This window comes from Mycobacterium arosiense ATCC BAA-1401 = DSM 45069 (assembly GCF_002086125.1).
GTDB classification, from domain to species: Bacteria; Actinomycetota; Actinomycetes; order Mycobacteriales; family Mycobacteriaceae; genus Mycobacterium; species Mycobacterium arosiense.
Map to the genome: position 1 here is coordinate 1 of NZ_MVHG01000314.1, position 282 is coordinate 282.

A 282-nucleotide genomic window follows, 5' to 3' on the forward strand; every position below is an offset into this window, starting at 1 on the left:
ATGTATTCCACGCCGGCGACGGCAACATGCACCCGCTGATCCTCTTCGACGCCAACCTGGCGGGCGAGCTGGAGCGCGCCGAAGCGCTGGGCGGCAGGATCCTCGAGTTGTGCGTAGCGGTAGGCGGCAGCATCACCGGCGAACATGGCGTCGGCCGCGAGAAGATCAACCAGATGTGCGCTCAGTTCAATGCCGACGAGCTGACCCTGTTCCACGCCGTGAAGGCGGCGTTCGACCCGGCCGGGCTGCTCAATCCCGGCAAGAACGTGCCCACCCTGCATC

Annotated in this window: 1 protein-coding gene; it reads left to right on the forward strand. The window is 66.0% G+C overall.

Features of this window, described 5'->3' with window-relative positions:
• The coding region (locus BST14_RS32030; protein WP_281252838.1) for an FAD-linked oxidase C-terminal domain-containing protein at positions 1–282 on the forward strand (282 nt) is incomplete at both ends.